This is a genomic window from Sphingopyxis sp. UBA6723 (genome assembly GCF_002454115.1).
GTDB lineage: Bacteria > Pseudomonadota > Alphaproteobacteria > Sphingomonadales > Sphingomonadaceae > Sphingopyxis.
Genome location: NZ_DKIH01000010.1, coordinates 203,786 through 223,924 on the forward strand (window position 1 = coordinate 203,786; position 20,139 = coordinate 223,924).

25 protein-coding genes are annotated in these 20,139 nt (G+C 64.5%); 4 read left to right on the forward strand and 21 right to left on the reverse strand.

The annotated features are described in order from the left end of the window. Nucleotides 1-305 precede the first annotated feature (305 nt). Nucleotides 306-3,065 (reverse strand): [protein-PII] uridylyltransferase, encoded by a 2,760-nt coding sequence (locus B4F07_RS09530; protein WP_293701275.1) that lies wholly within the window; start codon nucleotides 3,063-3,065, stop codon nucleotides 306-308. Continuing rightward, entirely contained in the window at nucleotides 3,062-5,665 is a 2,604-nt protein-coding gene (gene mutS / locus B4F07_RS09535) for a DNA mismatch repair protein MutS (RefSeq protein ID WP_293704772.1), read from the reverse strand. The genes B4F07_RS09530 and mutS overlap by 4 nt, the downstream gene beginning before the upstream one ends. Before the next feature lie 159 nt (nucleotides 5,666-5,824). Here mutS and B4F07_RS09540 point away from each other — a divergent pair, with 159 nt between their 5' ends. Together B4F07_RS09540 and B4F07_RS09545 are read left to right on the forward strand one after the other, a co-directional pair. Then, on the forward strand, nucleotides 5,825-6,115 hold the full coding sequence (locus tag B4F07_RS09540) for a hypothetical protein (RefSeq protein WP_293704737.1): 291 nt from the start codon (nucleotides 5,825-5,827) through the stop codon (nucleotides 6,113-6,115). Nucleotides 6,116-6,373: 258 nt separating this feature from the next. After that, entirely contained in the window at nucleotides 6,374-8,638 is a 2,265-nt protein-coding gene (locus B4F07_RS09545; protein WP_293701804.1) for an NADP-dependent malic enzyme, read from the forward strand. A gap of 154 nt (nucleotides 8,639-8,792) precedes the next feature. On the opposite strand, the gene B4F07_RS09550 is transcribed toward B4F07_RS09545, so the two are convergent. Beyond that, on the reverse strand, nucleotides 8,793-9,278 hold the full coding sequence (locus B4F07_RS09550; RefSeq protein WP_293701269.1) for an outer membrane protein assembly factor BamE: 486 nt from the start codon (nucleotides 9,276-9,278) through the stop codon (nucleotides 8,793-8,795). Nucleotides 9,279-9,461: 183 nt separating this feature from the next. Between B4F07_RS09550 and B4F07_RS09555 the strand changes: the two genes are divergently transcribed. Both B4F07_RS09555 and B4F07_RS09560 read left to right on the forward strand, forming a co-directional pair. Beyond that, nucleotides 9,462-9,992, forward strand: coding sequence for a ubiquinol-cytochrome C chaperone family protein (locus B4F07_RS09555; RefSeq protein ID WP_293701268.1), 531 nt, complete (start codon nucleotides 9,462-9,464; stop codon nucleotides 9,990-9,992). After that, nucleotides 9,989-10,519, forward strand: a complete 531-nt coding sequence (locus B4F07_RS09560; protein ID WP_293701266.1) for a YceD family protein — start codon at nucleotides 9,989-9,991, stop codon at nucleotides 10,517-10,519. Before B4F07_RS09555 ends, B4F07_RS09560 begins: the two co-directional genes overlap by 4 nt. 108 nt (nucleotides 10,520-10,627) lie before the next feature. On the opposite strand, the gene B4F07_RS09565 is transcribed toward B4F07_RS09560, so the two are convergent. The 18 genes from B4F07_RS09565 to rpsC form a co-directional block, all read right to left on the reverse strand. Beyond that, nucleotides 10,628-11,323, reverse strand: a complete 696-nt coding sequence (locus B4F07_RS09565) for a hypothetical protein (protein WP_293704739.1) — start codon at nucleotides 11,321-11,323, stop codon at nucleotides 10,628-10,630. 122 nt (nucleotides 11,324-11,445) lie between these two features. Next, nucleotides 11,446-12,105 (reverse strand): adenylate kinase, encoded by a 660-nt coding sequence (locus tag B4F07_RS09570; RefSeq protein ID WP_293701264.1) that lies wholly within the window; start codon nucleotides 12,103-12,105, stop codon nucleotides 11,446-11,448. A 48-nt stretch (nucleotides 12,106-12,153) separates the two neighbouring features. Next, entirely contained in the window at nucleotides 12,154-13,527 is a 1,374-nt protein-coding gene (secY, locus tag B4F07_RS09575; protein WP_293701262.1) for a preprotein translocase subunit SecY, read from the reverse strand. A 275-nt stretch (nucleotides 13,528-13,802) separates the two neighbouring features. Next, nucleotides 13,803-14,324 carry a 50S ribosomal protein L15 gene (gene rplO / locus B4F07_RS09580; protein ID WP_293701260.1) on the reverse strand — a complete coding sequence of 174 codons (522 nt, stop codon included), beginning with the start codon at nucleotides 14,322-14,324 and terminating at the stop codon, nucleotides 13,803-13,805. Between the two features lie 59 nt (nucleotides 14,325-14,383). Further along, on the reverse strand, nucleotides 14,384-14,590 hold the full coding sequence (locus B4F07_RS09585; protein ID WP_293701258.1) for a DUF1737 domain-containing protein: 207 nt from the start codon (nucleotides 14,588-14,590) through the stop codon (nucleotides 14,384-14,386). A gap of 6 nt (nucleotides 14,591-14,596) precedes the next feature. Continuing rightward, a complete protein-coding gene (gene rpmD, locus B4F07_RS09590) occupies nucleotides 14,597-14,782 on the reverse strand; it encodes a 50S ribosomal protein L30 (RefSeq protein ID WP_293701256.1) in 186 nt (61 codons plus the stop codon). A gap of 4 nt (nucleotides 14,783-14,786) precedes the next feature. Continuing rightward, the gene (gene rpsE / locus B4F07_RS09595) at nucleotides 14,787-15,500 is read right to left on the reverse strand and encodes a 30S ribosomal protein S5 (protein WP_293701254.1); all 714 of its coding nucleotides are present in this window, start codon (nucleotides 15,498-15,500) and stop codon (nucleotides 14,787-14,789) included. 1 nt (nucleotide 15,501) lies between these two features. Continuing rightward, a complete protein-coding gene (rplR, locus tag B4F07_RS09600; protein WP_088439820.1) occupies nucleotides 15,502-15,855 on the reverse strand; it encodes a 50S ribosomal protein L18 in 354 nt (117 codons plus the stop codon). A gap of 3 nt (nucleotides 15,856-15,858) precedes the next feature. Then, on the reverse strand, nucleotides 15,859-16,392 hold the full coding sequence (rplF, locus tag B4F07_RS09605) for a 50S ribosomal protein L6 (protein ID WP_293701252.1): 534 nt from the start codon (nucleotides 16,390-16,392) through the stop codon (nucleotides 15,859-15,861). Next, nucleotides 16,392-16,796 (reverse strand): 30S ribosomal protein S8, encoded by a 405-nt coding sequence (gene rpsH, locus B4F07_RS09610; RefSeq protein WP_137751521.1) that lies wholly within the window; start codon nucleotides 16,794-16,796, stop codon nucleotides 16,392-16,394. The genes rplF and rpsH overlap by 1 nt, the downstream gene beginning before the upstream one ends. 12 nt (nucleotides 16,797-16,808) lie before the next feature. Beyond that, a complete protein-coding gene (gene rpsN, locus B4F07_RS09615; RefSeq protein ID WP_293701250.1) occupies nucleotides 16,809-17,114 on the reverse strand; it encodes a 30S ribosomal protein S14 in 306 nt (101 codons plus the stop codon). 50 nt (nucleotides 17,115-17,164) lie between these two features. Further along, complete coding sequence (gene rplE / locus B4F07_RS09620) at nucleotides 17,165-17,743, reverse strand: 50S ribosomal protein L5 (RefSeq protein ID WP_293701249.1); 579 nt, start codon at nucleotides 17,741-17,743, stop codon at nucleotides 17,165-17,167. Then, entirely contained in the window at nucleotides 17,736-18,056 is a 321-nt protein-coding gene (gene rplX, locus B4F07_RS09625; RefSeq protein WP_088439827.1) for a 50S ribosomal protein L24, read from the reverse strand. The genes rplE and rplX overlap by 8 nt, the downstream gene beginning before the upstream one ends. Before the next feature lie 2 nt (nucleotides 18,057-18,058). Next, entirely contained in the window at nucleotides 18,059-18,427 is a 369-nt protein-coding gene (gene rplN / locus B4F07_RS09630; RefSeq protein ID WP_088439828.1) for a 50S ribosomal protein L14, read from the reverse strand. Between the two features lie 59 nt (nucleotides 18,428-18,486). Next, entirely contained in the window at nucleotides 18,487-18,768 is a 282-nt protein-coding gene (gene rpsQ / locus B4F07_RS09635; RefSeq protein WP_088439830.1) for a 30S ribosomal protein S17, read from the reverse strand. 11 nt (nucleotides 18,769-18,779) lie between these two features. Further along, nucleotides 18,780-18,983, reverse strand: coding sequence for a 50S ribosomal protein L29 (gene rpmC, locus B4F07_RS09640; protein WP_088439832.1), 204 nt, complete (start codon nucleotides 18,981-18,983; stop codon nucleotides 18,780-18,782). 5 nt (nucleotides 18,984-18,988) lie between these two features. Next, nucleotides 18,989-19,420 carry a 50S ribosomal protein L16 gene (gene rplP / locus B4F07_RS09645; RefSeq protein WP_088439834.1) on the reverse strand — a complete coding sequence of 144 codons (432 nt, stop codon included), beginning with the start codon at nucleotides 19,418-19,420 and terminating at the stop codon, nucleotides 18,989-18,991. An 11-nt stretch (nucleotides 19,421-19,431) separates the two neighbouring features. Continuing rightward, on the reverse strand, nucleotides 19,432-20,139 hold the full coding sequence (rpsC, locus tag B4F07_RS09650) for a 30S ribosomal protein S3 (RefSeq protein ID WP_088439836.1): 708 nt from the start codon (nucleotides 20,137-20,139) through the stop codon (nucleotides 19,432-19,434).

The following is a 20,139-nucleotide window of genomic DNA, read 5'->3' on the forward strand; positions in this document are numbered from 1 at the left end:
AGGTGGAATTCGACCGAACGGCGGACGTGGACCAAACCACGAAACAAAATGGCGCGCCGAGCGATCATTTTCATATTAATGCATCAAATATCGTCGATTGCAACATGTTTAGCATAGGCGGCAGCCATCCCCGATCCACCGCCCGTTTCGGGCGGGCCTTCGCCACGCAGAACTGCAGAAAAGCGGGGCGTAGACGGCAATAGCGTTGGTATGAACCGTTGACGCCGACTGTCACCGGCGTGGCATTGCGGCCAGGCGCACCGCGCAGGCCGCCGTCGCCTTGGGGTAACGCAAAGCGGCGTTCCCTACGCCGCCACCGCGTCCTCACTCGCGCTCGTCGCCGCTTCGAGCAGCCGTTTCTCCAGAGATTTTACCCGCGCCGCACTGTCGATCTTGTCGCCGATCAGGTCGGTGACATAGAAGGTGTCGACCGCGCGTTCGCCATAGGTGGCGACATGAGCGCTGTGGACGGTCACTTTCGACTGGAAGAGCGCATAGGCGAGCTGGTTGAGTAGCGCCGGGCGGTCCTGTGCGTTGACTTCGATTACGGTAAAGCGATTCGATGCCTTGTTGTCGATGAAGACATTGGGCGCGATGCGGAAGGCTTCGGCGCGCGTGCGCGGGAGGGCGCGGGCTTCGAGTTTGGGGAGGAGTTTATGGCGGTTGGCGAGCGCGTCCTCGATCGCGCGCGTCAGTCGGCCAATCTGGCCCGGTTCGTCGAACGGGCGGCCAATCGGATCCTGGACGAGGAAATTGTCGAGTGCGAGGCCGTCGCGGGTGGTGTGGATACGCGCGTCGATGATGTTGCCGCCCGCGAGATGAATGCCCCCGGCGATGCGGTAAAACAGCCCCGGATGGTCGGCCGCGAGCACCATCACCAGGGTCGCGCCGCGATCGTCGTCGGGGACCGCGGCGATGTGCAGCGGCGCATCGCCCGCCTGCCGGATATGGACGAGGTTGGCGGCGATGACCTCGACCGGTTCGGCGATCCAATAGCTTTCGGGCAGGCGCTTGGCGACCTTGTCGAAGGTCTTCTGGTCGAAGCCGAATTGCGCCGCGACCGCCTCTTTCTTGCTCGCGATCCGCTGTTCACGGCCCTTTTGCTTATGGCCGAGGCGCAGCACTTCTTCGGCGGCGTCGTAAAGTTCGGTGAGCAATTGCCGTTTCCAGCTGTTCCACACCCCAGGGCCGACGGCGCGGATATCGACGACGGTGAGGACGAGCAGCAGGCGGAGGCGTTCGGGGCTTTGTACCTGCCCCGCGAAATCGAGGATCGTCTTGAAATCGGCGAGGTCGCGTTTGAACGCCGTCGCCGACATGAGGAGGTGATAGCGCACCAGCCACGACACCGTCTCGGTCTCGGCGTCGCTGAGCCCGAGCCGCGGGCAGACGCGTAAAGCCAGCTCGGCGCCGAGCACGCTATGGTCCCCGCCGCGCCCCTTGGCGATATCGTGCAGCAACACCGCGACATAGACGACACGTCGGGAGTGGATCTGGCCCATGATCGCGGTCGACAGCGGATGGTCTTCGATCAGCCGCCCCTGCTCGATATCGGCAAGCAGGCCGATGGCGCGGATCGTATGTTCGTCGACGGTGTAGTGATGATACATGTCGAACTGCATCTGCGCGACGACGCGGCCGAAATCGGGCACGAAGCGGCCGAACACCCCCGCCTCGTTCATCCAGCGCAGCACCGTTTCGGGATCGCGCGGGCTGGTCAGCACGTCAAGGAACAGCGCGTTGGCGCGGGCATTGCGGCGCACCCCCTGCGTCTCGATCAGCTTCGCCTCGTGCCGCGCCTGCCGCATCGCCTGCGGGTGGATTTCGAGGCCGTGCTTGTCGGCGAGGGCGAAGATTTCGATCAGGCGCACCGGGTCAGCCGCAAAGAAATCGTCCGATGGCAGCGCGAGGCGGCCGCGGTCGAGGACGAAACCGTTGAGCTTGCCGGGGCGCCGCCGGAGCGTCGGCAGGAAACGCCGCCCGCGCGCCGCCATCTGATCGTCAAGGTGGGCGAGGAAGGTGCCGGTGACGTCGCCAACACTCTTCGCATGAAGGAAATAGAGCTGCATGAAGCGCTCGACCGCGCTTTTGCCGGGACGCTCGGCGAATTGCATCCGCGCCGCAATCTCGCGCTGGACGTCGAAGGTCAGCCGGTCCTCGGCGCGGCCCGTGATCGTGTGGAGGTGGCAGCGGACGGCGAGGAGGAAATTTTCGGCGCGGGCGAATTGGCGCAGCTCCCGCACCGAGAGCAATCCTGCGTCGACCAGCTCGGGAACGGTGCGCACGCGGTGGATGAACTTGCCGATCCAGAACAAGGTGTGCAGGTCGCGCAGCCCACCCTTGCCCTCCTTCACATTGGGTTCGACGACGTAGCGCGAATCGCCCATGCGCTTGTGGCGCTCGTCGCGCTCGGCGAGCTTGTCGGCGACGAAGGCGCGCGCATTGCCCGCAACCACTTCGGCATCGAAGCGCGCCGATGCCTGATCATAAAGTTCCCGGTCGCCCCAGATGAAGCGGCCCTCGAGAAGCGCTGTGCGGATCGTCAGGTCGTCCTTCGCCGCGCGGACCATTTCGTCGATCGAACGGCTGCTATGACCGACCTTCAGCCCCAGATCCCACAGCGTGTACAGCTGCGCCTCGATCACGCTTTCAGTCCAGCTCGTCTGCTTGAACGGGGTGAGGAAGCCGATATCGATGTCGCTGTACGGCGCCATTTCGCCGCGGCCATAGCCGCCGACCGCGATCAGGGTGATCCGCTCGCCCGAAGATTTATTGCCCGAAGGATAAAGGTGGCCGACGGTGAAATCGTGGCTGAGGCGGACGATCTGGTCGATCAGGAAGGCGGTGGCGCTGGCGGCGAGGCGGCCCGACGAGGGGTGCGCGAGCAGACGGCGCTCAATCTCGGCGCGCCCGTCATCAAGCGCCGCCTTGAGCAGCGCAACCATGGCGCGGCGGCGCGCGCCCGCGTCCTGGCTTTCGGCGGCGATGGCGTCGAGCCGGTCGGCAAGGGCGCGGCGGTTGATGATCGCGCGGCGATTGTCGAGTTTGTCGAAGATGTCGCTCATGTCTCGTCCGCCAGCAGGCGCTTGAGCGCATAGAGCGCGTCGAGCGCCTCGCGCGGGGCGAGCGCGTCGGGGTCGATCCGGGCGATCGCCTCGCGCAACGCATCCTGCTTTTCGGCGGGCGCGGCGGCGAGGGTCGCGGCGAACAGCGGCAGGTCGTCGAGCCCCGCGGCGAGGCCGCCGGTTTTCGCGCGCCCGGCCTCGAGCTTGGCCAGCACCGCCTCGGCGCGCTTGACGACCGCCGCAGGAACCCCGGCCAGCCGCGCCACCGCGAGGCCGTAGCTGCGGTCGGCAGGGCCGTCGGCGAGTTCGTGGAGCAGCACGAGATCACCCTGCCATTCGCGCGCCCGGACATGGTGGAGCGAGAGCGCGTCCAGCGTTTCGGAGAGCCGCGTCAGTTCGTGATAATGCGTCGCGAACAGGCAACGGCACTTGTTCACTTCGTGCACCGCCTCGACCACCGACCAGGCGAGCGCGAGCCCGTCGTAGGTCGAGGTGCCGCGCCCGACCTCGTCAAGGATGACGAAACTTTGGGGGGTCGCCTGCGCCAGGATCGCGGCGGTTTCGACCATTTCGACCATGAAGGTCGAGCGGCCGCGCGCTAGATTATCGCTGGCGCCGACACGGCTGAACAATTTGTCGACCAGGCCGAGCTTCGCCGACGCGGCAGGGACGAAGCCGCCCGCCTGCGCGAGCACGACAATCAGCGCGTTCTGGCGCAGGAAGGTCGACTTGCCGCCCATGTTCGGGCCAGTGACGAGCCACAGGCGGTCGGCCTCGGAGAGCGACAGATCATTGGGGACAAAACGCTCGCCCGCTTTCGCCAGCGCCGCCTCGACCACCGGGTGGCGCCCGCCGACGACGTCGAGGCACGGCGTGTCGGCCAGGTCGGGGCGGCACCAATTGTGGCTCATCGCATGGTCGGCGAGCGCTGCGGCGACATCGATGCGGGCGAGGACGTCGCAGCTCGCCGCGATCGCTTCGCGCCGCGCGGTAGCGGCTTCGGTGAGCGATTCGAGATGCGCGGCTTCGGCGGCGACGGCGTGAACGCCCGCCTGCGTCACGCGGCTCGCCGCTTCGTGGAGATCGGCCGAGTTGAAGCGCACGACGCCCGCAAGGGTCTGACGGTGGGTGAAGCCTGAGTCGGGCAGCATCAGCGCGTCGGCGTGTTTGGCGGGGACCTCGACATGATAGCCAAGCACGCCGTTGTGGCGGATCTTGAGCGAGGCAATGCCGGTGCGATCGCGATACCCGGCTTCGAGCTGAGCGATCGCCTTGCGTCCATCGCGCGCCGTTTCGCGCAAGGCGTCGAGCGCATGGTCATAGCCCTCGGCGATATAGCCGCCCTGGGCGGCATCGACCGGCGGGGTTTCGATCAACGCACGCGACAGTTCGTCGACGAGCGCGCCATGACCGTCGAGCGCCGGGAGCAGGCGCGCAAGCAGCGGTGGCAGGTCGGCGCGGCGCGCGAGGCGTTCGCGCAAGAGCCGCGCGCCGCCAAGCGCATCACGCAGCTGCGCAAGATCACGCGGGCCGCCGCGCCCTGCGACCAAACGTCCGAGCGCGCGTCCCGCGTCGGGAAGCGCCCGCAGCGCCGCCCGCAATTCGCCGCGCCACAACGCATCGCGCGCGAGACCATCGACAAGGTCAAGCCGGTCGAGGATCGCGGCCTTGTCGGTGAGCGGGCTCGCCAGATCGTCAGCGAGCAGGCGCGCGCCCGCCGCGGTGACGGTGCGGTCGATCGTGCCGAGCAGGCTGCCATCACGCGACCCGGCCATCGTCCGAACGAGTTCGAGGCTTTCGCGCGTTGCCGCGTCGATCGCCATCCGCCCCGACGCCAGATGGCGCACCGGCGGCTGGAGGAAAGTCGGCGCGCCGGTGCCGACATGGTCGAGATAGGCGACGAGTGCGCCCATCGCCGCAATTTCGCCGCGCGAAAAGGCGCCGAAGCCGTCGAGCGTCTGAACGCCAAAAAAGGATTCGAGCCGCTTTTGCGCCGCTGTGCTGGCAAACTCAGGGGCGGGTCGGCGCACGATCTGGCGCGCCGACGACATCGGCAGCTCGCCCGCGCTCTCGCTGACCAGCAGTTCGGACGGCCCCAGCCGCGCCAGTTCGGCATCGACCGCCTCGGGCCGCACCGCGACAACCTCGAAGCGTCCGGTCGAAATATCGGCGGCGGCGATGGCGACTTCACCCTCGCTGCCGACTTCGGCCAGTGCGGCGAGGCGGTTGGCGCTGCGCCCTTCGAGCAGACTTTCCTCGGTCAGTGTCCCCGCGGTGACGAAGCGGACGATCGCGCGCGCCACCAGCGCCTTCGACCCGCCGCGCGCCTTGGCTTCGGCGGGCGTTTCGACCTGTTCGGCGATGGCGACGCGGTGCCCGGCGCGGATCAGCCGCGCGAGATAGGATTCGGCGGCATGGACCGGCACCCCGCACATCGCCACCGGTTGCCCCTCATGCTCGCCGCGCGAGGTCAGCGCGATATCGAGCGTTGCCGCCGCGGCCTTGGCATCGTCGAAGAACAGTTCGAAGAAGTCGCCCATGCGGTAGAAGAGCAGGCAGTCGCCCGCCTGTTCCTTCAGCGCCCCATATTGCGCCATCATTGGCGTCGCGGCGGGGGCGGCGCTGTTGCTGTTGGCGGGTTTGGGAGCGGCGGCGAGCATCGCACCCTGCTTAGTGATTGGGGGCGGCATGGCAAGGTGGGGTTGAGCGATGTGGGCTTTGGGGTGGAAAGCAGGCTTTGGCCTGTCTATCGTGCCCGCATGACGTTTGCCCGCAAGATTATTTTGCACGTTCCGGTATCGGATGAAGCGCTACTAGACGGCTTCGTCGAACAGTGCCTCATCGACGACGTTTCACTCGTGGCTGTCGTTGGTCCGGGTTGTGAGAGGATTGAGGAAATTATCGACGAAATCGTAGTGGGCGAAGGCAATGATGAGAATCGCTTTATATGCACGACCTCGCATCCGAACGAACCATTCGATGACGTGTTGAATATGGCAGAAACTTGGGAGTTTGAGCGGGGCGATCCTGTGCAACAGGTCCGACTGTAGGCGTCTGCTACTGGTCAATTCCATACCCTCGTCATCCCGGACTTGATCCGGGATCCACCGCCGCGCGCGACCGCATGGACCCCGGATCAAGTCCGGGGTGACGAAGATAGGCGGCTTCGTCCGTTACCGCGCTCGCCGCGCAGAGTAGGCGAAACCCGTCATCCTTCTCCAGCCACATTGCCGGGGTTACAATCGCCGCCTGTGACGTTAGGGAATGGGTTCGGGCGCGCGTCGGACGATTTGGATAGGGGATGGATGATGGACAGCGGCAGCAAGGTGCAGTTTTCGGACCGCGAGGCCCTGCTTTATCATGAACATGGGCGGCCCGGGAAAATCGAGATCGTCGCGTCGAAACCGATGGCGACGCAGCGCGACCTGTCGCTTGCCTATTCGCCCGGCGTCGCCGTCCCGGTGCTGGCGATCGCCGAAGATCCCGCCAAGGCCTATGACTATACGATCAAGGGCAATCTGGTCGCGGTGATTTCGAACGGCACCGCAATCCTGGGCCTTGGCAACCTCGGCGCGCTCGCCTCGAAGCCGGTGATGGAAGGCAAGGCGGTGCTGTTCAAGCGCTTTGCCGACGTCGATTCGATCGATCTGGAAGTCGATACCGAAGACCCGCAGCGCTTCATCGAAGCGGTCGAACTGCTCGCGCCCAGCTTTGGCGGCATCAACCTGGAAGACATCGCGGCACCCAACTGCTTCATCATCGAGCAGGCGCTGAAGGAAAAAATGAACATCCCGGTGTTCCATGACGATCAGCATGGCACCGCGATCATTACTGCCGCCGGTCTGATCAACGCCTGTTACCTGACCGGGCGCGATCTCGCGACGGTGAAGGTCGTCGTCAACGGCGCCGGTGCCGCCGCAATCGCCTGTACGTCGCTGATCAAGTCGATGGGGGTGCGGCACGAAAATGTCATCATGTGCGACCGCAAGGGCACCATCTATCAGGGTCGTCTGGAAGGCATGGACCAGTGGAAGTCGGCGCATGCGGTGCCGACCGAAGCGCGCGACCTGACCGAAGCGCTGGTTGGTGCCGATGTGTTCCTCGGGCTGTCGGCCGCAGGCGCACTGAAGCCCGAGATGGTCAAGGACATGGCGCCCGCGCCGATCATCTTTGCGATGGCGAACCCCGATCCCGAAATTTCGCCGCCCGATGCGCGCGCCGCGCGGCCGGATGCAATCATCGCGACCGGGCGCTCGGACTTCCCGAACCAGGTCAACAATGTCCTGTGCTTCCCCTTCATCTTTCGCGGCGCGCTCGACGTGCGCGCGACAGCGATCAACGAAGAGATGAAGATCGCCGCCGCCTATGCCATTGCCGACCTCGCGCGCCAGCAGGTGCCCGAGGAAGTCGCCGCCGCCTATGGCGGGCGGGCGTCGAGCTTTGGCCCCGAATATATCATCCCCTCCCCCTTCGACCCGCGACTGATGGAAATCGTCCCCGCCGCGGTGGCGAAGGCGGCGATGGAAACGGGGGTCGCGCAGAAACCGATCGCCGATCTGGATGCCTATCGCACCTCGCTGCGCGCGCGGCTGAACCCGACGACGTCGGTGCTGACGCTCGCTTATGAAGCGGCGCGCGCCAACCCCAAGCGGGTGGTGTTTGCCGAGGGCGAGGAAGAGGTGGTGCTGCGCGCTGCGATCCAGTTCCGCGACGGCGGCTATGGAACCCCGGTGCTGGTCGGCCGCGAGGGGCTGCGTGACAAGCTGAAGGAAATGGGGGTCGCCGATCCCGACAGCTATGAAGTCCACAATAGCGTCAATTCGCCGCATGTGCCGCAGATGGTCGAAATTCTGTACGAGCGGTTGCAACGGCGCGGGTACCTGCGCCGCGATGTCGAACGGATGGTCAACCGCGACCGCAACATCTTCGGTTCGCTGCTGCTCAAGCTCGGACTGGGCGATGCGATGATCACCGGGGTTACCCGCACCTATTCGCAGACGATGCGCGAAGTGCGCCGGGTGATCGACCATGCGGAGGGCAAGACGCCGTTCGGCATCCATGTTTTGGTGGGCCAGCATCAGACGATCTTCATGTCCGACACCACGGTCAACGAGCGGCCGAGCGCCGAAATGCTGGCCGACATTGCCGAGCGCACCGCGCAGGTGGCGCGGCGGATGGGGCATGAGCCGCGCGTCGCCTTCCTGTCCTATTCGACCTTTGGCAATCCGCCGGGCAGCTGGCTCGACAATATCCGCGACGCGGTGGCGATCCTCGATCAGCGCAAGCCGGGGTTCGAATATGAAGGCGAAATGGCGCCCGACGTCGCGCTGAATGAAAAGGTGATGGCAAAATATCCGTTCTGCCGCCTGTCGGGACCGGCGAATGTGCTGGTCATGCCCGGGCTGCAATCGGCGAACCTGTCAGCAAAGCTGATGCGCGAGCTGGGCGGCGGCGCCGTCATCGGCCCGATGCTGGTCGGCATGGAGCATCCGGTGCAGGTCGCGACGATGGCGTCGCCGGCGTCGGATCTGGTGACGCTGGCGGTGCTGGCGGCGGGCGGGATCGCGCAGTAATTTCTATTGATCCTCCCTGTGGCGCAGCCATGGGGAGGGGGACCGCTCGCGAAGCGAGTGGTGGAGGGGCCGCGACCTTTGCGCCATCGCCCCTCCGTCAGCGCTTCGCGCTGCCACCTCCTCATAGCTACGCCACAGGGAGGATCAAAACGCCTTACTGCCCGCTCGGTGCGCCTGCACCCGGCGCACCAACCGCGCCGATGTTGCCGAAGATGTCCTCAAAGAAGCTGCGCTCGCGGCCCAGCGTCGGGGTCTTGTCGCCTTCGGGGCTGATCTTGCTCACCAGTTCCAGCCCGGTGCGATCGACCGCCGCCACATTGCCCGCGGCATCGAAGCGGACGCGCAGCACCTGCTGGTCGACCGGGCGCGGCTTGGCAAAGGCGAGCTGGCGCGTTTCGCGCGAGACATAATAATATTCATTGTCGCTGAACTGGCCGACAAAGGTCGGACGGCCGAGCGTCTTTTCCACCGATTCGCGATTGTCGACGCCCGGGGTGATCGCGCTGGTCAGCAACGGATCGACGACATAACCTTGCCGACCCTTGAGCTGCGAACAACCGCTGGCGGTAAGCGCGACGGCAAGCCCGAGCACGATCAGGCGCGCGCGCGGAGCGGCAGACGAAAGCTTGAAATTCGGCATCTATAATCTCCGTTGCGCCTGTCGCGGCCTTTGCCAGCGGTCGGCGCTCGCTCCCGCGCCTCTTAACCGCAAGCGGATAGGACGCACAAGCCGCTTGTGGCGCGGTGAAGCTTGCCACAAGCTGACCGGCGCGGCGCGTTCCCACCCCTTTTCCAAGGCGCCAATTGCGCCTAAGCGGAACGCATGTTCTCACTCCGCAATCTTTTCCGCACGCAGCCCGACCCGCGCGAGGCGCGCCGTCCGCTGTGGAACGCCGTTGTCGCGACCGCGCGCGCGCCGCATTGGTATGCATCAGGCGGTGTCCCCGACACGCTCGATGGCCGCTTCGACATGGTCAGCCTGGTGCTGGCGCTCGTGCTCCACCGCATCGACGAAGATCCGGCACAGGGGCGCGCCGGGGTCGAACTGACCGAATTGTTCGTGACCGACATGGACGGCCAGATGCGCCAGATCGGCTTTGGCGACATGGTCGTCGGAAAGCAGATCGGGCGGATGGTCGGCGCGCTCGGTGGGCGGCTGGGCGTCTATCGCGCCGCCGACGGGTCGGAGGAGCTGCGCGCCGCGCTGGTCCGCAACCTGTGGCGCGGTCATGAGCCCGATGCGGCGGGGCTGGCGCATGTCATGGCCGAGGTAGCAAAGCTGCGCGCAGCGCTGGCGGCGACGCCGGTGGCCGAGCTGATCGTCACGGATCGGCTGGGCGGCGCCGAGGCATGAGCGCGGCGCCCGAATTTTCGCTGATCCTGACGCTGGCCGATGCCGCGCAAGGACGATCCGTGGCGGTCGAGGCGGATGCCGAAGCGCGCGACCGGATCGCGCAGCGGCTGGCGCTGATCGCGGTCGATCGCTTTGCCGTGACTGCCGAGATTCGCGCCGTCGCTGGCGGCATCGGTGCCAAGGGCGCGGTCGATGCCAGCATCGTCCAGCCGTGCGCGGCGACCGGGCTGCCAGTGCCGGCGACGCTGAACGAGCCGTTCGACCTGCGCTTCCTGCGCGATATCGACGCGCCGGTCGATGCCGACGAAGAGATCGAGATCAGCAGCGAGGATTGTGACCTGCTGCCGCTCGAAGGCGACCGGATCGATCTGGGCGAAGCGGCGGTCCAGACGCTATCGCTCGCACTCGACCCCTTCCCGCGCCACCCCGACGCCGATCGTGTGCTGGCGGAAAAAGGCGTGCTGAGCGAGGAGGCGGCGGGGCCGTTCGCGGCGCTGGCGAAGCTGCGCGGGACGCCGAAGGCGTAACCGCCATCGTCATCCCGGCGAAGGCCGGGATCTCACCGGTGCCGAAGGACGTGAGGGCGCGATCCCGGCCTTCGCCGGGATGACGACTCAACTACAGGCGATCTAACGTCAACGGCTCTCAGGCTCGGCCTTCGGCGCGTCCTCGACCAGATCGGCGACCGCGGCGTCAAGCCCCGGCTCATCCTCGGCGGGCGGCGTTTCGGCGGCGGGCTTGGCCGCCGCTTCGGCCGCCGCCGCCTTCTCTTCACGCGACGGCGGCAGCGCACCACCAAGCGCATTGGCCAGCCCCAGCAATTGTTCGCCAATCACCTTGTCGACCGCAGGGGCAATGTCGGCGGTCTTGAAGCGCATATAGCCTCCCACGACATAATCGAAGCGCAGCGCGCTGCCGGTCGGGGTCGCCTTGATCTGGATTGTCAGCGTGCCGCCGACCGCCTCGCCCTGTAACGGGCCAAAGGCGCCCGACAGACGGAGCATCTGGCCTGGTTTTGAGAACAGCACGCGCGCGTGTTGCACGCTGCCGACCCCCGCGCCAGTGTCGGGCAGTTTCTCACAGAAACAGCCGCCGGCCTGCGAATCGAGCCAGAAATTCGCGGCGTCGCCCGACCAGCTATGATCCTTTGACCACCAGTTTTGCGGCATCCGCAGCATTTTCCACACATCAGCGGGGGTCGCGGCGACCTGCGCGGTGTGCGCGACGGTGAAACCGGCGTCGCTTTGGTCGACGACCTTGGCTTGCGCCGGAACGGCAAAAGATGCCGCGGCAAACAACGCGACCTTCACGAGACAAGATTTCAGGCGCATCGTCATCCCCCCTTACCGCCACTCCACTTCGTCAATGCGAGCGTAGCGAAGCAATCCAGAGCGGTTTACGCTACTCTGGATTGCTTCGCTACGCTCGCAATGACGTTATAAAAGATGTTGCCCTAAGCCTCAGGCGTCAGGACGGCTTCGATCGCGTCGTTGACCTGATCGATCGGCGCCATGCCATCGACCCGCGTCACGATGCCGCGCGCGTCATAAATCGGCAGGATCGGTGCGGTCTTGGCGCGATATTCGGCCATGCGGGTGCGCACCGTTTCTTCATTATCGTCGGGACGACGCTTGAAGTCGTGGCTGCCGCACTGATCGCAGGTGTCGGCGACCTTGGGCAGCTTGTAGCGGTCGTGATAGCCCGCGCCGCAATTCCCGCACGAGAAACGCCCCGTGATGCGGTCAACGAGCGCATCTTCCTCGACCAGCAATTCGATGACATGGTCGAGCTTGCGGCCGCGGTCCGACAGGATCGTGTCGAGCGCATCGGCCTGCGCTGCAGTACGCGGGTAGCCGTCGAAGATCACCGAGGTTTCGCCGCCCAACTGATCGAGCCGTTCGCCGATCAGGCCCGACACAATGTCGTCTGACACCAGTTCGCCCGCATCCATCACCGCTTTGGCCTGGACCCCGATCGGGGTTCCCGCCTTGACCGCGGCGCGCAGCATGTCGCCGGTCGACAGCTGGACCATGCCATGCTCGTCTTCCAGGCGCACCGCCTGCGTCCCCTTGCCCGCCCCCGGCGGACCCAGCAAAATGATGTTCAGCGTCATGGAAGCCCCTGTTGCCTCTGCCCGGTCGCAATTGCCGTAGCTTGGCGTTTAGCGCCGCGCAACGCCGCCTTTCAATTTCGCCTTTTTGATCAGGTCGCCATATTGATGCGCCAGCATGTGGCTCTGGATCTGGCTGATCGTGTCGATCGTGACGTTGACGATGATCAGCAGGCTGGTACCGCCAAGCGCAAAGGGCAGCCCGGACTGGGCAATGAAATACTCGGGGATCAGACAGATCGCAGCCAGATAGGCCGCACCCAGCACGGTGATGCGCGTCAGCACATGATCGAGATAGGCGGCGGTGTTCTTGCCGGGACGGATGCCCGGAATGAAGCCATTCTGGCGCTTCAGATTGTCGGCGGTTTCTTCTGGGTTGAAGACGACGGCGACATAGAAGAAGCAGAAGAAGATGATGCCCGCAGCATAGAGCGCCATGTACAGCGGCTGGCCATGCGCCAGATACTGGTTCAGCGAGATCAGGAAATCGCCGGTTGCGGTATCGCCCTGAACATTATTGCCCATCATCTGGGTGATCGTCAGCGGCATCAGCAGCAGCGACGAGGCAAAGATCGGCGGAATCACGCCGGCGGTGTTGACCTTGAGCGGCAGATGGCTGCGGTCGGCCTGCATCCCGCCGCGCTGCGTCGCGCGCTTGGGATATTGCACCAGCACGCGGCGCTGGGCGCGCTCCATGAACGCGATAAAGGCGATGATCAGGATCGCACCGGCAAACACCGCAACCACGGTGCCGCCGCCCATCGACCCTTCGCGCACCTGGGTGAACATCTGGGCGAAGCTGCGCGGCAGCTGCGCCAGGATGCCCGCCATGATGATCAGCGACACGCCGTTGCCGATCCCGCGCGCGGTGATCTGTTCGCCGAGCCACATGAGGAACAGGGTGCCGCCGACGATGCTGATCACCGCGCCGATGCGGAACATCATGCCCGGATCGACGACCGCGGCAATCCCCTGGCTCGCGCCGAGCGTTTCGAGCCCGACGGCAACGAAATAGCCCTGAATCGCGGTCAGGAACACCGTGCCATAGCGCGTATATTGGTTGAGCTTCTTGCGCCCGCTCTCACCCTCTTTCTTGAGCGCAGCGAGGCTGGGCGACAGCGCCGCCGCCAGCTGCACGACGATCGAGGCGGTGATATAGGGCATGACGCCAAGCGCGATGATGCTCATGCGCTCCAGGCTGCCGCCCGAAAAAGTGTTGAAAATGTCGAGGACGCCGCCCGACGCGGCCTGGCTGTAGAGCGTCGACAGCGCGACCGGATCGACACCGGGCAGAGGGACGAACGACAGGAAGCGAAAGACGATCAGCGCGCCGATCGTGAACCAGATGCGGTTCTTCAGTTCGGTCGCCTGCCCGAATTTCGAAAAGTTCAGGTTGGAAGCAAGCTGGTCGGCGCGAGAGGCCATGGTATTATCCTCGGATAGTCCGGACCGCGCCCCCGCGACCCGGCGCCTATGTGCGTTCGCCGGTCACGAAGCGCAAGGGGAAGAAAGCCTATTTCGCAACGCAGCGCGTCGCCAACGGGCATCCCATCTGCCAGTTCGTATCAAGCGAAGTCGAGATACCGCTCGATCTTGCGCCGACCCGAAGGGTGTCTCGACTTCGCTCGACACGAACGGGAAATAAAAGTTTGTCAAACCGCAAAGGGCGGCCCGTATTCTGAGCCGCCCCTTGTCGTCGATTATTCGGCCCTGGCTTTGGCGCGGCGCTGCGCCTTCTTGCCGTCGCCTTCGGGCTTGGCTTCGGGCAGTTCGACCTTGCCGCCGGCCTTTTCGACCGCTTCGATCGCGCCCTTCGACGCGCCGGCCACGGCGAAGTTGAGCTTGGCGGTAAATTCACCCTTGGCGAGGAGGCGGACGCCGTCCTTGCCGCCGCGAGCCACACCAGCCGCCTTGAGCGCGGCGTGATCGATCACCGCCTTGGCATCGAGCTTCTTGGCGTCGATCAGCTTCTGGATCATGCCCAGATTGACGATCGCAAAGTCCTTGCCAAAGATGTTGTTGAAGCCGCGCTTCGGGATACGCATGTGAAGCGGCATCTGACCGCCTTCAAAGCCGTTGATCGCGACGCCGCTGCGGGCCTTCTGACCCTTCTGGCCGCGGCCGGCGGTCTTGCCCTTGCCCGAGCCGATGCCGCGTCCGACGCGCATCCGGCCCTTGCGGGCGCCCTTGTTGTCGCTGAGTTCGTTCAGTTTGATCGTCATGGTTGCACTCGCTTTCGCTGTGGTCGCGCTATGGACTGCCGCTTTCCGGGGAAAGGCGTTCAGTCCGGTTCAATTTCACTCGATGGCTGAAAACCGGGGTACGCCCCGGCCTTTTCCATCACGATGGCCTGGGCGACATAGCCGCGGCCATCGACACTGGTGATCGACGGGCTGCCGTGGAGCTGCCACCCCCGGTTGAGCAATCCTTCGACGCGGGCGCAGAATGCGCTGTCGTCGGGACCGGTCAACAGGCGGTAGAGCTTCACCGCGCTTTAGCCCTCGACGACTTCCACCATGTGCGGCAGCTTGCGAATCATGCCGCGCACTTCGGGGGTGTCGATCAGCTCGACCTCGCGGTGCATCTTGCCCAGGCCGAGGCCGGTCAGGATGGCACGCTGGCTGCTCGGCCGACGGATCGGCGAGCCGATCTGGCGAATCTTGATCTTCTTGTCAGCCATGATCTTACTCCGTCACCGCCGCGGCTTCGGCTTCGGCTGCACGGTCGGAAGCACCGCCGCGCTTGATCAGATCCGACACCTTCTTGCCGCGACGCTGCGCGACCGACTTGGGGCTGGTCTGTTCGCCGAGCGCCTCAAAGGTCGCGCGGATCATGTTATAGGGGTTCGAGGTACCGTTCGACTTGGTCACCACGTCGGCCACGCCGAGCGATTCGAACACGGCGCGCATCGGGCCACCGGCGATGATGCCGGTACCGGCAGGCGCCGAGCGAACGGTGACAAGGCCAGCCCCGAAATGGCCACGGCCATCATGGTGCAGCGTGCGGCCATCGCGCAGCGGAACGCGGATCATCGACTTTTTCGCAGCAGCGGTCGCCTTCGAAATGGCTTCCGGCACTTCGCGGGCCTTGCCATGACCGAAACCGGCGCGGCCCTTGCCGTCGCCAACGACGACGAGCGCAGCGAAACCGAAACGCTTGCCGCCCTTCACTGTCTTTGACACGCGGTTGATGTGGACGAGCTTTTCGATCAGCTCTTCGCCGCCGTCATCGTCACGCGGACGACGATCGTCGCGGCGACCACGGCCACCGCCATCACGGCCACCCCGGTTGCCGCCAGGGCCACCGGCACCGCCGCCACGGCCGCGGCGCGGAGCCTGACCTTCGGGCGCGGGTGCAGCTTCGGGAGCGCCTTCGACGTTCTGTACTTCGTCTGCCATATTAGAACTCCAATCCGCCTTCGCGAGCCGCGTCGGCCAGCGCCTTGATGCGCCCGTGGAACAGGAAACCGCCGCGGTCGAACACGACCTGCGTCACACCCGCCTTTTTGGCGGCAGCGGCGAGGCGCTTGCCAACGTCGGCAGCCGCCGCGGTGGTCGCGCCGGTCTTGCCGCGGACATCCTTGTCCAGCGTCGAAGCCGCAGCCAGCGTCTGGCCGGCGGCATCATCGATAAGCTGGGCATAGATATGCCGGCCCGAACGGTGCACCGACAGGCGCGCACGCCCACCAGCCCGCTTGCGGAGGGCGGTACGAACGCGCTGACGGCGTTTTTCGAATTGGGTAAGATGTGCCATGGCTTACTTCTTCTTGCCTTCTTTGCGGAAGATGTACTCGCCGCGATATTTGATGCCCTTGCCCTTATAGGGTTCGGGCTTACGCCAGCGGCGGATTTCCGCTGCAACCTGACCAACCTGCTGCTTGTCGATGCCGCTGATCTCGATCGTGGTGTTGTCGGGCGTCTTGATCTCGATGCCTTCGGGCACCGCGAAATCGACATCATGGCTGTAGCCGAGCTGCAGCTTCAGATTTTTGCCCTGCGAGTTGGCGCGATAGCCGACACCGGTGATTTCGAGAACCTTGGTGAAGCCCTCGGTCACGCCGGTGACCAGGTTCTGCACCAAAGTCCGCTGCATGCCCCAAAAGGCGCGCGCTTCGCGGGTACCGTTCGCCGGCTGCACCGAAATGCTGCCATCGCCAACTTCATATTTGATGTTGTCGGACAGCGGCATCGCAAGGGTGCCCTTCGGACCCTTGACCGACAGCTGGCCGCCGTCGATCGCAGCGGTAACACCGCTGGGCATCGGGACTGCTTTTTTACCAATGCGTGACATCAGAACACCTCCGCCAGCACTTCGCCGCCGACATTATGCTCGCGAGCCTCGGCGTCCGATAGGACGCCGCGCGGGGTCGACACGATGGTGATGCCCAGGCCGTTGCGCACGATCGGCAGGTCTTTCGACCCCGAATAGATGCGGCGACCCGGCTTCGAAACGCGCGCCACATGGCGGATCGCCGGCTGCCCTTCGAAATATTTCAGCTCGATGCGGATGCCCTTGTGCTCGCCCTTGGCGCCCAGCGCTTCTTCGCTGTAGCCGCGGATATAGCCTTCGCGCTGGAGGACATCGAGAACGCGGACGCGCAGCGTCGAGGCCGGCGTCAGGACGCTGTCCTTCTTCGCCGTCTGGCCGTTGCGGATGCGGGTGAGCATATCACCCAAAGGATCGGTCATTGCCATCTTGTCAGTCCCTTACCAGCTCGACTTAACAACACCGGGGATCAGGCCTTTGTTGGCCAGATCGCGGAGCTGAATACGGCACAGCCGGAATTTGCGATAATAAGCGCGCGGGCGCCCCGTCATCTCGCACCGGTTACGGATGCGGGTCGGGTTACCATTGCGCGGGATTTCCGCCATCTTGAGGCGCGCGATCAGACGCTCGCCTTCGTCGAGCGAGGTGTCCGCTGCCATCGCCTTCAGCTTCGCGTAGCGACCGGCATATTTCTTCACCAGCTGCTTGCGACGCTCATTTTTGTTCGTCGAACTCAGTTTCGCCATGACTTAAGTTCTCTTTCCTTTTGAGAGAGAGCCAGCCTGATCCGAAAGGATCAAGCGGCTGCCTTTTCTTCGGCTGCGATCGGGAAGGGGAAGCCGAACAGCTTGAGCAGTTCGCGGGCTTCGTCATCCGTGCGCGCCGTGGTGGTCACGATCACATCCATGCCGCGCACCTGGTCGATGCGGTCATAGTTGATTTCGGGGAAGATGATCTGCTCTTTCAGGCCCATGGCATAATTGCCACGACCGTCGAAGCTCGTCGCCGACACGCCGCGAAAATCGCGGATGCGCGGCATTGCGATGGTGATCAGGCGGTCAAGAAATTCGTACATGCGTTCGCGGCGCAAGGTGACCTTGCAACCGATCGGCATGCCTTCGCGCAGCTTGAACTGAGCGATCGACTTCTTGGCCTTGGTCACGACAGGCTTCTGGCCCGCGATCAGCTCCATTTCAGCAGCTGCCGCTTCGACCTTCTTCTTGTCCTGCGTGGCTTCACCGACGCCCATGTTGAGCACGATCTTTTCGATCTTCGGCACTTCCATCGCGTTCTTGTACCCGAACTTCTCGGTCATCGCCTTGACGATCACTTCGTCATAGCGGGTCCGCATGCGGGGGGTGTAATTATCAGCCACTGATGGTCTCCCCGGACTTCACGGCGACACGCACCTTTTTGCCGTCCTTGGTTTCGAAACGCACGCGCGTCGGCTTGCCGCTCTTGGGATCGGCAATCGCAACCTTGCTCGCGTGCAGCGGCGCTTCCTTGCGTTCCAGACCACCCTGCGGGTTGGTCTGGCTCGGCTTGCGGTGCCGCGTGATGACATTGACGCCCGCGACCACAACCTTGCCGTCTTTCGGCAGGCTCTGCGTCACTTCGCCGGTCTTGCCCTTGTCCTTGCCGGACAGGATGACAACCGTGTCGCCCTTTTTGATCTTGGCCATACCCATGGTCAGAGAACCTCCGGTGCCAGGCTGATGATCTTCATATAGCCACGGCCGCGCAGCTCGCGGACGACGGGGCCAAAGATACGGGTGCCGATCGGCTCCTCGTTCTTGTTGACGAGCACGGCAGCGTTGGTGTCGAAGCGGATCACCGAGCCATCGGCGCGGCGCACATCCTTGCGGGTGCGGACGATGACGGCGCGATGCACGTCACCTTTCTTCACCTTGCCGCGCGGCTGAGCTTCCTTGATCGACACGACGATGACATCGCCGACGCCGGCAACACGGCGCTTCGACCCGCCCAGCACCTTGATGCACTGGACGCGCTTGGCACCGCTGTTGTCAGCGACTTCCAATTGTGACTGCATCTGAATCATCGATGCATTTCCTTCTATTGTGGCCTACCGGGCTACCCCGGCGGTTCCGTGAACTGGTGTCAGCCTTCGGCCGCGGCGGGAGCAGCCGTTGCCGGCTTGCTGTGGGTGTCGACCTTGTCGAGCACCTTCCACGTCTTGAGCTTCGAAATCGGCTTCGTTTCCTCGATGCGGACGGTTTCGCCGGCCTTGATGGCGTTGTCCTCATCGTGGGCGTGATACTTCTTCGAACGGCGGATGATCTTGCCGTACAGAGGGTGCTTCACCTTCCGCTCGACTTTCACCACGACGGTCTTGTCGCCCTTGTCGGACACCACCGTACCGGTCAGAATGCGCTTCGGCATCGATAGTCTCCTTACTTCGCGGCCGAGCGCGTGCGCTCGGTCTGCTGCGTCTTGATGCGGGCGATCGAACGCCGGACTTCCTTGACGCGCGATGCTTTTTCAAGCTGGCCGGTGGCCGCCTGGAAGCGGAGGTTGAACGCCTCGCGCTTCAGTTCGCCAAGCTGTTCCGACAGCTGATCGTCGGTCTTGGCCTTGAAATCTTCGGTCTTGGACATGGCCCTTAACCCTCCAGGTGCGAGGTGTCGCCGAGACGGGCAATCACCTTGGTCTTGATCGGCAGCTTCATCGCCGCACGTTCGAATGCCAGCGCGGCCACGGGGCCGGGAACGCCGTCGAGTTCGAACAGGATGCGGCCCGGCTTGACGCGCGCGGCCCAGAATTCCGGCGAACCCTTGCCCTTACCCATGCGGACTTCGGCCGGCTTCGACGACACTGGGACGTCGGGGAAGATGCGGATCCACAAACGGCCCTGACGCTTGATCGCGCGGCTGATCGCACGACGCGCCGCTTCGATCTGGCGCGCGGTGATCCGCTCGGGTTCGAGTGCCTTCAGCCCATAGGAGCCGAAGTTCAGGCTGGTTCCACCCTTGGCATTGCCATGGATACGGCCCTTGAAAGCCTTGCGGAACTTGGTTTTTTTCGGTTGCAACATGTCAGTTGTCCTTAGCGGCGATCTTCACGAGCCGGACGGACGCCGGTCGTCTGTGCATCGAGCATCAGACGGTCGGTCGCCATCGGGTCGTGGCCGAGAATCTCGCCCTTGAAGATCCACACCTTGATCCCGCACACGCCATAGGCGGTATGAGCGGTCGATTCGGCATAGTCGACATTGGCACGCAGCGTGTGCAGCGGCACCCGGCCCTCGCGGTACCATTCGGTACGTGCGATTTCCGCGCCGCCGAGACGGCCGGCGCAGTTGATGCGGATGCCTTCAGCGCCCAGACGCATCGCCGACTGCACCGCACGCTTCATGGCGCGGCGGAACGCGACGCGGCGTTCGAGCTGGTCGGCAATGCCCTGGCCGACGAGCTTGGCGTCGACTTCGGGCTTGCGGATTTCGACGATGTTCAGTGACACGTCGCTGCCCGTCAGTTCGCCGAGCTTCTTGCGAAGCTTTTCGATGTCGGCGCCCTTCTTGCCGATGATGACACCCGGACGGGCGGCATAGATCGACACGCGGCACAGCTTGGCGGGACGCTCGATCACGACCTTCGAGATCGCGGCCTGCGGCAGGGTCTTGAACACAAACTGGCGGATCTTCAGATCCTCGACCAGCATGCGGCCATAGTCCTGACCTTCGGCGAACCAGCGGCTGTCCCAAGTGCGGTTGACCTGCAGGCGCAGGCCGATCGGATTGCTCTTCTGGCCCAT

Bases quoted from the DNA above. Each gene is read 5' to 3' on its own strand.
- rplO (WP_293701260.1), bottom strand. From the start codon at position 14,324: ATGACGATCAAACTGAACGAACTCAGCGACAACAAGGGCGCCCGCAAG.
- B4F07_RS09545 (WP_293701804.1), top strand. From the start codon at position 6,374: ATGGACAGCGGCAGCAAGGTGCAGTTTTCGGACCGCGAGGCCCTGCTT.
- rpmD (WP_293701256.1), bottom strand. From the start codon at position 14,782: ATGGCTGACAAGAAGATCAAGATTCGCCAGATCGGCTCGCCGATCCGT.
- rpmC (WP_088439832.1), bottom strand. From the start codon at position 18,983: ATGTCCAAGACCGAAGATTTCAAGGCCAAGACCGACGATCAGCTGTCG.
- rpsC (WP_088439836.1), bottom strand. From the start codon at position 20,139: ATGGGCCAGAAGAGCAATCCGATCGGCCTGCGCCTGCAGGTCAACCGC.
- B4F07_RS09565 (WP_293704739.1), bottom strand. From the start codon at position 11,323: ATGCGCCTGAAATCTTGTCTCGTGAAGGTCGCGTTGTTTGCCGCGGCA.
- B4F07_RS09560 (WP_293701266.1), top strand. From the start codon at position 9,989: ATGAGCGCGGCGCCCGAATTTTCGCTGATCCTGACGCTGGCCGATGCC.
- rplX (WP_088439827.1), bottom strand. From the start codon at position 18,056: ATGGGTATGGCCAAGATCAAAAAGGGCGACACGGTTGTCATCCTGTCC.
- B4F07_RS09530 (WP_293701275.1), bottom strand. From the start codon at position 3,065: ATGAGCGACATCTTCGACAAACTCGACAATCGCCGCGCGATCATCAAC.
- rpsH (WP_137751521.1), bottom strand. From the start codon at position 16,796: ATGGCAATGACCGATCCTTTGGGTGATATGCTCACCCGCATCCGCAAC.
- B4F07_RS09550 (WP_293701269.1), bottom strand. From the start codon at position 9,278: ATGCCGAATTTCAAGCTTTCGTCTGCCGCTCCGCGCGCGCGCCTGATC.
- B4F07_RS09540 (WP_293704737.1), top strand. From the start codon at position 5,825: ATGACGTTTGCCCGCAAGATTATTTTGCACGTTCCGGTATCGGATGAA.
- secY (WP_293701262.1), bottom strand. From the start codon at position 13,527: ATGGCCTCTCGCGCCGACCAGCTTGCTTCCAACCTGAACTTTTCGAAA.
- rpsN (WP_293701250.1), bottom strand. From the start codon at position 17,114: ATGGCGAAACTGAGTTCGACGAACAAAAATGAGCGTCGCAAGCAGCTG.
- rplF (WP_293701252.1), bottom strand. From the start codon at position 16,392: ATGTCACGCATTGGTAAAAAAGCAGTCCCGATGCCCAGCGGTGTTACC.
- rpsQ (WP_088439830.1), bottom strand. From the start codon at position 18,768: ATGCCGAAGCGCATTCTGACCGGTACGGTGGTGTCCGACAAGGGCGAC.
- B4F07_RS09570 (WP_293701264.1), bottom strand. From the start codon at position 12,105: ATGACGCTGAACATCATTTTGCTGGGTCCGCCGGGGGCGGGCAAGGGG.
- B4F07_RS09555 (WP_293701268.1), top strand. From the start codon at position 9,462: ATGTTCTCACTCCGCAATCTTTTCCGCACGCAGCCCGACCCGCGCGAG.
- mutS (WP_293704772.1), bottom strand. From the start codon at position 5,665: ATGATGGCGCAATATGGGGCGCTGAAGGAACAGGCGGGCGACTGCCTG.
- rpsE (WP_293701254.1), bottom strand. From the start codon at position 15,500: ATGGCAGACGAAGTACAGAACGTCGAAGGCGCTCCCGAAGCTGCACCC.
- rplR (WP_088439820.1), bottom strand. From the start codon at position 15,855: ATGGCACATCTTACCCAATTCGAAAAACGCCGTCAGCGCGTTCGTACC.
- rplP (WP_088439834.1), bottom strand. From the start codon at position 19,420: ATGTTGCAACCGAAAAAAACCAAGTTCCGCAAGGCTTTCAAGGGCCGT.
- rplN (WP_088439828.1), bottom strand. From the start codon at position 18,427: ATGATTCAGATGCAGTCACAATTGGAAGTCGCTGACAACAGCGGTGCC.